Consider the following 7,796-nt stretch of genomic DNA (forward strand, 5'->3'; position numbering starts at 1 on the left):
TATGGCCCCTCCAACGGGCCGTATGCCGCAAGCGCTTTGCTTGTCGGCGTCACGCACTGCAATGCGTGAGACTTTGTTCGGGCACCCTCTGGCAGCGGGTGCCCGAACTGCGTTCTAGGTCAAGATCGCTGTAGCGTTCACTTTACGCTATCGCGTCTACTTAACGCTACATCATGCGGCGCTCTTGCTCCGGCTGCCGCGTTTGACCCGCTGCCGCTCGGTTGCTGCGCGATGGCAGGTGCGGCATTGCCTGTTGCCGCGGTTGTCGCGGAAGGTGTTCGCCGGCGTGTACGGGTGGTTGTTGACGCAGACGGGTCGCTCGGTGAGTTTGATGCCTGCTGCGGCCCAGTCCGGTTGTGCGCGGGGGTCGTCGATGTCGATTCCGTCCCAGGCGAGGGGTGGGACGTGGCCGCTTCTTTTGGCGACGAGGATGCTGCGGGAGCTGGGTCCTGGCGTGCCGGACAGCTCGTTGTAAAGGTCCTGGATCCGCGCCCACAGCCCGTAGGTCATTGTCGGTTTGCCGATGGCAAGGTTGAGCACGCAGCGGTCCCGTTGCCCGAGGCGGTGAGCCAGATCGTTGGTCGGCCAGCCGATGGCGTTGAGCGCTCTCACTCTGCGACGTGCGCCGATTGTGAGCACGGTCCCTTGGTTGGGGTGTGGGCGGTGGTCGACGGTGAAGATGCGCGCGGCTACATCGAATCGGGTATGGACAGTGTTGCGCTGTTCGATGAAATTGAGGCATGTGGGGGTGACGCCTGCGGCTCGGGCGATCATATGGTTGGTGAGTCCGAGTGCGTGGAGTTCGTCGAGTCGTTTGCGAACGCGGTCGATAGGGACGGTGGTTGCTTGTCCTCGACCTACTCGAAGGTCGTAGAGCTTCTTCGCTTTGGGCGTGCGGGTCATGCTGCTTCCTTGCGGAGCTTGCGCCGGTGGCGGACGAGGGCTTGGTCTGCGGCGTCGATGCTGAGGTTGAGTGCTTTGGCGACTTGGGTTCGGTTCCAGTTGTTCGCGACGGCGTGATCGAGAGCGGCGGTTCGTTCGGCTTTCGGGATGTCGCCTTTGTGTTCGCAGCGCAGGATCCGGGCTAACAGGACGTCGTCGACCGCTTTGGCGCCGATCTCCTCCCCCATGTCCGGTTGATGGTCGGGGTGGTCGATATCCAGCCCTTCCCATGCGAGCGGCGGGGCGAAGCCCCGCTCTTTCGCCCGGTGAATAGTCAGTGCGGAGTCCCCCTGTGTGCCTGACAGTCGCTCGTACACGGCGGCGACTGCTTCCCACACCTCGTAGTGAACTTTCCCGTAGCGGCTGTAGGCCGACACGGCGCTTGCGCTGACACCAAGTTCCGCACCGATTCGGATGTGCGTCCACCCGATTGCTTGAAGCGCGTGGATGCGTCGGCGCACGCCGATCGCTGGTACCCGCTGCCCCGTTTGCCGCGGGACTGGCTTATGCGTTACAGCCATGATGCGGCTCGCGGCATCGATCTTCGATCCCCCGTACATGCCGAGGGATATCTGCCGGACAGTGGAGAGTCCGACGCCGGCGGCGGAAGCAATCGAATGCAGGGTGAAACCGATGCTGAGCAGGTAGTGGATGTGCTTTCGGATCGGTTCGGCATCCACATAGGTGGGGAGACCGCGGGCGGCGCGGAGTTGGCGCACCTTCTCTCTGCGGTAGCGGCCGAGGTTGGGGATTGTGCTGGCACGGGCGCCTTGCATCTGGGCTCGGCTGCGGAGAGGTTGAAACGGCTTGGTAGTCGAGTCGTTGTTGCTCACGCTGCTTGCGCTTTCTCAGCTCTTTGAATGGGCCAGTCGGTCCGGACATCAGCGAACGGCCGGTCGTTGCGGCGGAGGTAGTCGATGAACCGGTAGGCGTCTTCGCGGTACCACTCCGCCTGCTTCGTCATGAGTTCGCTGGCAGTGAGTGTGGCGAGGTGTGGATAGACGTGCGGAAGCTTCCATGCCAGCCTGGCTGCGGCGAGTGCATCAGCTTCGGCGTCATGCGCGTCATCAAGGCGCATCCCGTAGTGGATGCACACCGCGGAGAGCTTGCGTTGCCCCGAACCTTTCCGGTAGCGGTCGTACTGCTTGTCGATGACGAATCCGTCGAGTACGGCGCCGGTCACCGCGAACTCTGGAGCGTGGGCGGCGAGCACGCTGAAGTCGAAGCTGCCGTTGTAGACGGCTACGCAGCGTTGGACGCGCCAGCAGGCCGCGAGTTCGTTTGCAACCTCGGCGACGACCTCGTCGTGCGGGCGCCCATGCTTCTGTACGTATTCGTCAGTGAAGCCATGGATTTTTGTGGCTTCCTCGGGGATGGGGACACCGGGGTTCGCGATGTAGTTACGCGCCCGAACATCCCCGCCGTCGACTCGGAGGACACACGCCGACACGATCCGCGCTGTGAACGGGTCCGCGGAAGTGGTCTCCAGATCGAAGGCTGCAAGGGGCAGCTCTGTCCAACTAGTCACGCTGCTTCTCCGAGGCTTCGAGGATGGTTTGTCCGGGTTTGATGTAGACGGCTCGCAGGTTGCTTTGCCGATTTGCGGCGCGTAGAGCTTCCAGCTCGTTGTCCGCGAAGAAGGCGACCTCGTAGCAGTCGCCTCCTTCGCCGTCCCGGTCACCCTGGACCGGGTAAACGAGCCACGCCCCTTCGTCCAGCGGCGTAGCCATCGGTTACACCTCCGGATCCGGCGGGAACATGCCGCCGTCACTAGTCGGCGGAACATCCTCGTAGTAGTCCTCGGGCGCATCCTTGACGTCGGCGGCTTCGACGTCGATCACCTGGGCATCGACATGGATGGGGCGGTCGATGCCGTCTGGGGTGAGGTCGATGCGGACGGCTTCGTCGGCTTCGATCGCGCGGGCGAATTCGGTGGACTTCGGCATCCACTTGGCAAGCTGCCGGACACAGGTCTTGTGGGCCATGCCTTCGAAGTTGTCGATCCATGGCCCGAACACCTTGCCTTCGCGGTTGCGGGCTTTGGCGTGCTTGTCGCGGTAGGCGATCATCTCGTCGTAGTTCATGACGATGAACGCGTGACCGCCAGTGGTGAACTTAGCGATGGCGTAGAACGCGATCATGTCGCCACGTTCGCCGTGAAGGACTGGCTTGTGGACGAGCGCGTCCGCCAGTCCGTAGTCGACATCGAAGGTATCGTTTTCGTACACGGTGCGGGCGATCAGCGACGAGATCTTGCCCGAGCGGTGCGCCAACTCGACCAGCCCCTGATAGCCAACCACCAGTTGAGCGCGCTGCCTGCGCGCTTTCCCGTCCCAAAACGGCAGCAGCCATGCGTGGCCGAGCACGCTCGGACGCAACCCCAGTTGAGCGCAGGTCATCAGTCCGCCCAACACGCTGTCTCGGTCGCACTCCAGCAGTTTCGGGTTCTGCTTCAACACAGTGAGGGCGTCTCGGACGAGCTGCGCGGCCTCGGCGCCGCGAGGCATGGCGAGCGCGAACTGCTTCTCCATGCCTTTCACGTCGTCGAACAGGGTCTTCGGCTTCTGCTGCGCGGGCGCCGTGCCATTCTGTTCGATGCGGTCTACAAGGTTGCGGGCCATCAGGCCACCTCTTTCAGGTCAAGGGATTTCGACTGGTAGCGGTCGTAGATATCGGGGTGGTCTTCGCGCAGAGCGGCGGTGTCGAGCGCGGCGCGAGTGAGGTATTGGGCGTACAGGTCCGGCTCGGCCTCACGGAACACGCGGGTCCGGAACTGGGAGCCCTTCAACCTCACCCATTCGGTGTCACCAACCAACAACCGGTGGTGCCCGTCCATGAGTGCCCGGATCTGGTTGCCGGCGGCGTCTTTCCGCCGCTTCGCTGCGGTCTCTGCTTCCTGCGCGGCCCGGTATTCGGCGTGCAGGCTGCCGATCTGCTGTCGGGTGACGTGCAGGTCTCCCCCGACGTAGGGATGCAGTCGCTCGACGGCTTCGCGGTCGGCGGATGTGCCTCCGATGGGTGGTTCTTTGTCGGCTTCGACGTGGTCGTGCCAGAACCGGTCGACGGTGTCGAGGATGAGTTCGATCAGCCGTTCGTTGCGGTCGATGCGTTGAACTTCGAGGCGGTTGCCGCCGATCAGTCCTGCCGCGTATGCGTGGGTTGCTCCGGTGACGTACATGCCGTGGTGCAGTTGCAATTCGGCGTGGTCGGGGATTTGATCGTCCCAGTGCGAAGCCATGAACCAGGCGGTGTTCTTGCACTCCAACAGGCCGCCGTCAGATAGCAGCCCATCGGGCGAATACAGCATGTAGGGGCGTTCGATCGACTGGAGCGTGCCGGGGGTTTCGGCTTCCAAGTTGAGGCGTGCGCATGCGACGCGTCGGATGGCGGGTTCGATTTCGCGGCCCCAGAACATGGCTTCGGTGTCGAGGCCTTGGTCGGCGGGGACGCGGCGGGTCTTCCGCAGCCAGATGGACCAGGCGGAGTCCCAGTCGACGAGTCCGAGCAGGCCGGAGATTTCCGAACTGCCGATGCCCTGGAGGCGGGCGTCGAGCCATTCAGGGCTGCCGTGCCTTGTAGGCGGCAGTTCCCGGTAGAGCTTGGTCATCGGATCCTCCAGGCGAGAAGTGCTGTGCCCCAGTCGATGACGGTGGCCAGTGCGCCGATGCCGAGTCCGAATAGAAGGCAGATCGCGTAGGCGACGAGCTTGTCGATGAAGCTGTGGCGTGGGGTCGTATGATTGGTGTTGGACACCACGGTTCCTTTCGTTGACGTGGGGTCTTGGCCCGTTCCCCATGGCAGTGGGGGCGGGCCTTCTGCTTTCGGGACGATCGCCGCTGCGCAGCGTTTCGTTCACGTTGCAGTGTGTTGTATACGCTATATCGTAGCGCGCGCACATTCACTTGACAAGCAGCGCGGTCAAGGCGCTGCGGTCATCTAGCGGGCAATACCATGTCCACCGCGCGCTACTACTTGCGACCTGCGTCGATCTGGTAAACCATGATGTACATCACTTATTAGTGTGTACTTAGCTGTTTCGCGTTGCCCATACACGGGATACCATCAAGAAATTGGACGCACACCTACCCGCCAGTAGGGAGCGACATCAGGAAGGCAACCCCCCTTGACTCCACCAACCGAAACGCCCACGTCCTGGTGGCGATACATCCAGGACCTGATGAACATCCACGAACCCCCACTCAACAAACGCACCCTCGCCCACGCACTCGGCCTCACCCCCAGTAGCGTCGGACACTGGGAAAAAGGCTCACAACCCCGAATCGACGCGATCCACGCCATCGTCAACCACTTCGGCCGCCCCATCAGCGAAGTGTTCATCAAAGCCGGATACGCGACCCCAGAGCAGCTCAAAGTCACCGCGCCGCCGATCGACGCGCACAGAAACCTCAAGAAGTCCGAAGTCCTCGCCTGGCTCGAAGAACGCATCCCCGACGAACCAGTGGACCACGACGACGTGGCGTCGCTACGTTCGGTCGACGAAGACGATGACGACGGCACGGCGAAGGCCGGCAAGAAGGGCCGCGAGCCGCGCACCACGCGCATGGCACGGAAGCCTAATCCGTAGAGAGCGCACTCTCCTCATGCACACACGAAGGTGGCTGCTTCCCTCGCAAGGGGAGCAGCCACCTTCGTGTATGGATTCTTACGCGGCGGGTTCGAGGTCTGCGACCAGTGGCGCATGTTCATGATTCGAGCCCTCCGCGGCCAAAATCATCTTCACCTCGACGCTCAGACAGCAATCCCAGTAGCCACCCTCACCATCTTCGTGGCGGCTCCAGAGGTTCGTTTCACAGGGGCCGTTACGCCAGGCCTCGCATCCTGCGCCACGCAAGTCGTTGCAGTCGTCGTCGCTGACTCCCTCGTAGGGCCATATCTCGATGAGGCCGGTGTCGGCGACAGACACGCGACCGATGTCCTTCCATAGCTCTCCGTTGGCGTCGATCCAATAGGAGGGAGCGCCCTGTGGTTCGCGCATGATGATCCGAAGGCAGCCAAGTTCGGCGATGGTCGCGTCTGATGTACGCGTCACCTTGAAGACTTGGTGGTCGGGGGGTTTTGACATGGTTTTTCCTATGTACGGAGATACCGGGGTGTGATCATCCCCTCGTGCAAGATCAACAGAGGGGGTTGCGGACCGCTTGCACTCGGGGCGTTGGCTCGGCCGAGGCGCGGGTGGTCCGAGGTGAATAAACCGGAATCGGTGGGTGCTGTACCGATGCTGGTTGTCAACCTAGGTCGTAGATGTCCGCGCTGGCGGTGAGTGCTCGTTGGTCCGCTGCGGTCTGCGGTGAGCTGCGATTTCCATATGCCCCTGCTTCATCTATGGAAGGTGTGCCGCGGCGGCTGTCCCTCCCCGACGTCGGGCCTGGCTTGCGCGGAATATAACGGATTGTGATCATTTAGTTCGTCTGAGATGCACTTTAGTACCCGAAATCCGGGTACCGCAAGGTCTGTTGGCCACAAGTTTGCAGAATCTTTAACGACCGAGTCTTGCCTGAGCGCGGCCCCGACTTCATGGGGTGTAATTGGGTGTGGACCGGCAAGAGCAGCTGCTTAACCGTGCGCTCGCGCGCGTCATCGCCGAGCGAAGATCCGACCTGGGCATGACCCAGGCAGATGTGTGGACCGCAGCCGGCTTCTCGAAGACCCCGTACCGAGACCGCGAGCAGGGGAAGACGGCGTGGCAGCCCGACGACCTCCTTGGTGTCGCCAGAGTGCTTGGCACCCACGCGTGGAAGCTCATGAAGGTTGCAGAGGAACGCGTGGCGAGAGATCCATCCTTCGGGCAGGACCGTGCGGCTGCCGAACTGGACGGTGCACTTGGCTTGACCGAATGATCTCGGTTTAGCAAATATTGCGCACCAGGTCGGAAACCGGTCATAGAGTGCAAATGTGCTCGCCGTGATCATCTTGTTGTTCGCCGTAGCATTCGCCCGGTTGAGCATCTGGCGGTCACGGCCGAAGTCGCGCCTGTTCACGCTTGCTCTGTTCAGTTTGGGTGCCTCCTATACCTTGTCGCTGGCTATGCTCGGTGACCGGCGTATCGATCCGGCGCTCGCGGGCTGTGTGGGCGAGAACGTTTCTGATCTTGTGCACACGCTGCTGTTGGTTGCTGCCTGCTATCTGTTCGGGTTGATTTTTGTGCGTGTGCTGTCCGAGAAGCATTTCCGTTTGGTATGGACTTGCTATTACATTGTCACGTCGACCGGTTTGGTTGTTACGTCACGTTTCGGTGACGCCGTGAAGTTGCCGGTAGACGACGAGTTCGAGCTTCAAGACCCCTGGACCGGGGTCTACCTGTGGACCTTCCTCCTGTTCCTCGCGGCAACATGTTTGCTTATCTTCGTCGGCACCGCGAAAGTGTGGCGGCGTGCTCGTCGGACGAATCGGCGCGTGTATATCGGGCTTGTCGCCTCTGGCGCGGTCGGAGTGGTGTACGCGATGTTTGCTGGGGTCTGGCTGGTCCTTGATCCGACTGTGATGGCGGAGCATCACGGCATCATCATCACTGTTGCCGCCGTGCCGATCTTGGGTGGTTTGGCGTTCGCGGGCCTGTACGGGGTGGCGGCTTCGTGGCTGGCCGGGAGGGTCGCGGAGCCGTCCCCGCAAGCGCTTCCGGAAGGCGTCCCAGACCCTCCCGAATCCAGGGGGCAAGCGGGGGGTTGAGTCCAACTTTGAGTGTCACTTTGAGCGGAAAAGTGCGGGGGGACGCGGTGGCAAGCGGGGGGTTCAAGGGGGTTCTAGACTCGGCAAACCCGCTGCTCAGAAGGCGTTTTTCACACCCTTTTCGCAGGTGGGCAAAAGCTCCCGTCGAGACTTCGCCATCTCTGCAC

10 protein-coding genes are annotated in these 7,796 nt (G+C 62.1%); 3 read left to right on the plus strand and 7 right to left on the minus strand.

Annotated features, from left to right (window positions below; all coding sequences use genetic code 11):
- Window positions 1–171: 171 nt before the first annotated feature.
- The 6 genes from ACFU5M_RS19505 to ACFU5M_RS19530 are packed head-to-tail and all read right to left on the minus strand — an operon-like array spanning window position 172 to window position 4,798.
- Window positions 172–903, minus strand: a complete 732-nt coding sequence (locus ACFU5M_RS19505; RefSeq protein ID WP_379050987.1) for a hypothetical protein — start codon at window positions 901–903, stop codon at window positions 172–174.
- Window positions 900–1,775 carry a hypothetical protein gene (locus ACFU5M_RS19510; protein WP_379050988.1) on the minus strand — a complete coding sequence of 292 codons (876 nt, stop codon included), beginning with the start codon at window positions 1,773–1,775 and terminating at the stop codon, window positions 900–902. The genes ACFU5M_RS19505 and ACFU5M_RS19510 overlap by 4 nt, the downstream gene beginning before the upstream one ends.
- Window positions 1,772–2,470 (minus strand): exonuclease domain-containing protein, encoded by a 699-nt coding sequence (locus ACFU5M_RS19515; protein ID WP_379050990.1) that lies wholly within the window; start codon window positions 2,468–2,470, stop codon window positions 1,772–1,774. Before ACFU5M_RS19515 ends, ACFU5M_RS19510 begins: the two co-directional genes overlap by 4 nt.
- Complete coding sequence (locus ACFU5M_RS19520; RefSeq protein WP_379050992.1) at window positions 2,463–2,672, minus strand: hypothetical protein; 210 nt, start codon at window positions 2,670–2,672, stop codon at window positions 2,463–2,465. The genes ACFU5M_RS19515 and ACFU5M_RS19520 overlap by 8 nt, the downstream gene beginning before the upstream one ends.
- Before the next feature lie 3 nt (window positions 2,673–2,675).
- Entirely contained in the window at window positions 2,676–3,563 is an 888-nt protein-coding gene (gene recT, locus ACFU5M_RS19525) for a recombination protein RecT (protein WP_379050995.1), read from the minus strand.
- A complete protein-coding gene (locus ACFU5M_RS19530) occupies window positions 3,563–4,798 on the minus strand; it encodes a YqaJ viral recombinase family protein (RefSeq protein ID WP_379050998.1) in 1,236 nt (411 codons plus the stop codon). The genes recT and ACFU5M_RS19530 overlap by 1 nt, the downstream gene beginning before the upstream one ends.
- Window positions 4,799–5,119: 321 nt before the next feature.
- On the opposite strand from ACFU5M_RS19530, the gene ACFU5M_RS19535 reads away from it, so the two are divergent.
- Window positions 5,120–5,527 (plus strand): helix-turn-helix domain-containing protein, encoded by a 408-nt coding sequence (locus ACFU5M_RS19535; protein WP_379051000.1) that lies wholly within the window; start codon window positions 5,120–5,122, stop codon window positions 5,525–5,527.
- 78 nt (window positions 5,528–5,605) lie between these two features.
- Here ACFU5M_RS19535 and ACFU5M_RS19540 read toward each other — a convergent pair whose 3' ends face one another.
- Complete coding sequence (locus tag ACFU5M_RS19540; RefSeq protein ID WP_379051002.1) at window positions 5,606–6,025, minus strand: hypothetical protein; 420 nt, start codon at window positions 6,023–6,025, stop codon at window positions 5,606–5,608.
- Window positions 6,026–6,494: 469 nt separating this feature from the next.
- On the opposite strand from ACFU5M_RS19540, the gene ACFU5M_RS19545 reads away from it, so the two are divergent.
- Complete coding sequence (locus ACFU5M_RS19545; RefSeq protein ID WP_379051004.1) at window positions 6,495–6,800, plus strand: helix-turn-helix domain-containing protein; 306 nt, start codon at window positions 6,495–6,497, stop codon at window positions 6,798–6,800.
- A gap of 55 nt (window positions 6,801–6,855) precedes the next feature.
- Window positions 6,856–7,629 (plus strand): hypothetical protein, encoded by a 774-nt coding sequence (locus tag ACFU5M_RS19550; protein ID WP_379051007.1) that lies wholly within the window; start codon window positions 6,856–6,858, stop codon window positions 7,627–7,629.
- Window positions 7,630–7,796: the final 167 nt, after the last annotated feature.

It is taken from the genome of Nocardia sp. NPDC057455, from assembly GCF_042802775.1.
GTDB lineage: Bacteria > Actinomycetota > Actinomycetes > Mycobacteriales > Mycobacteriaceae > Nocardia.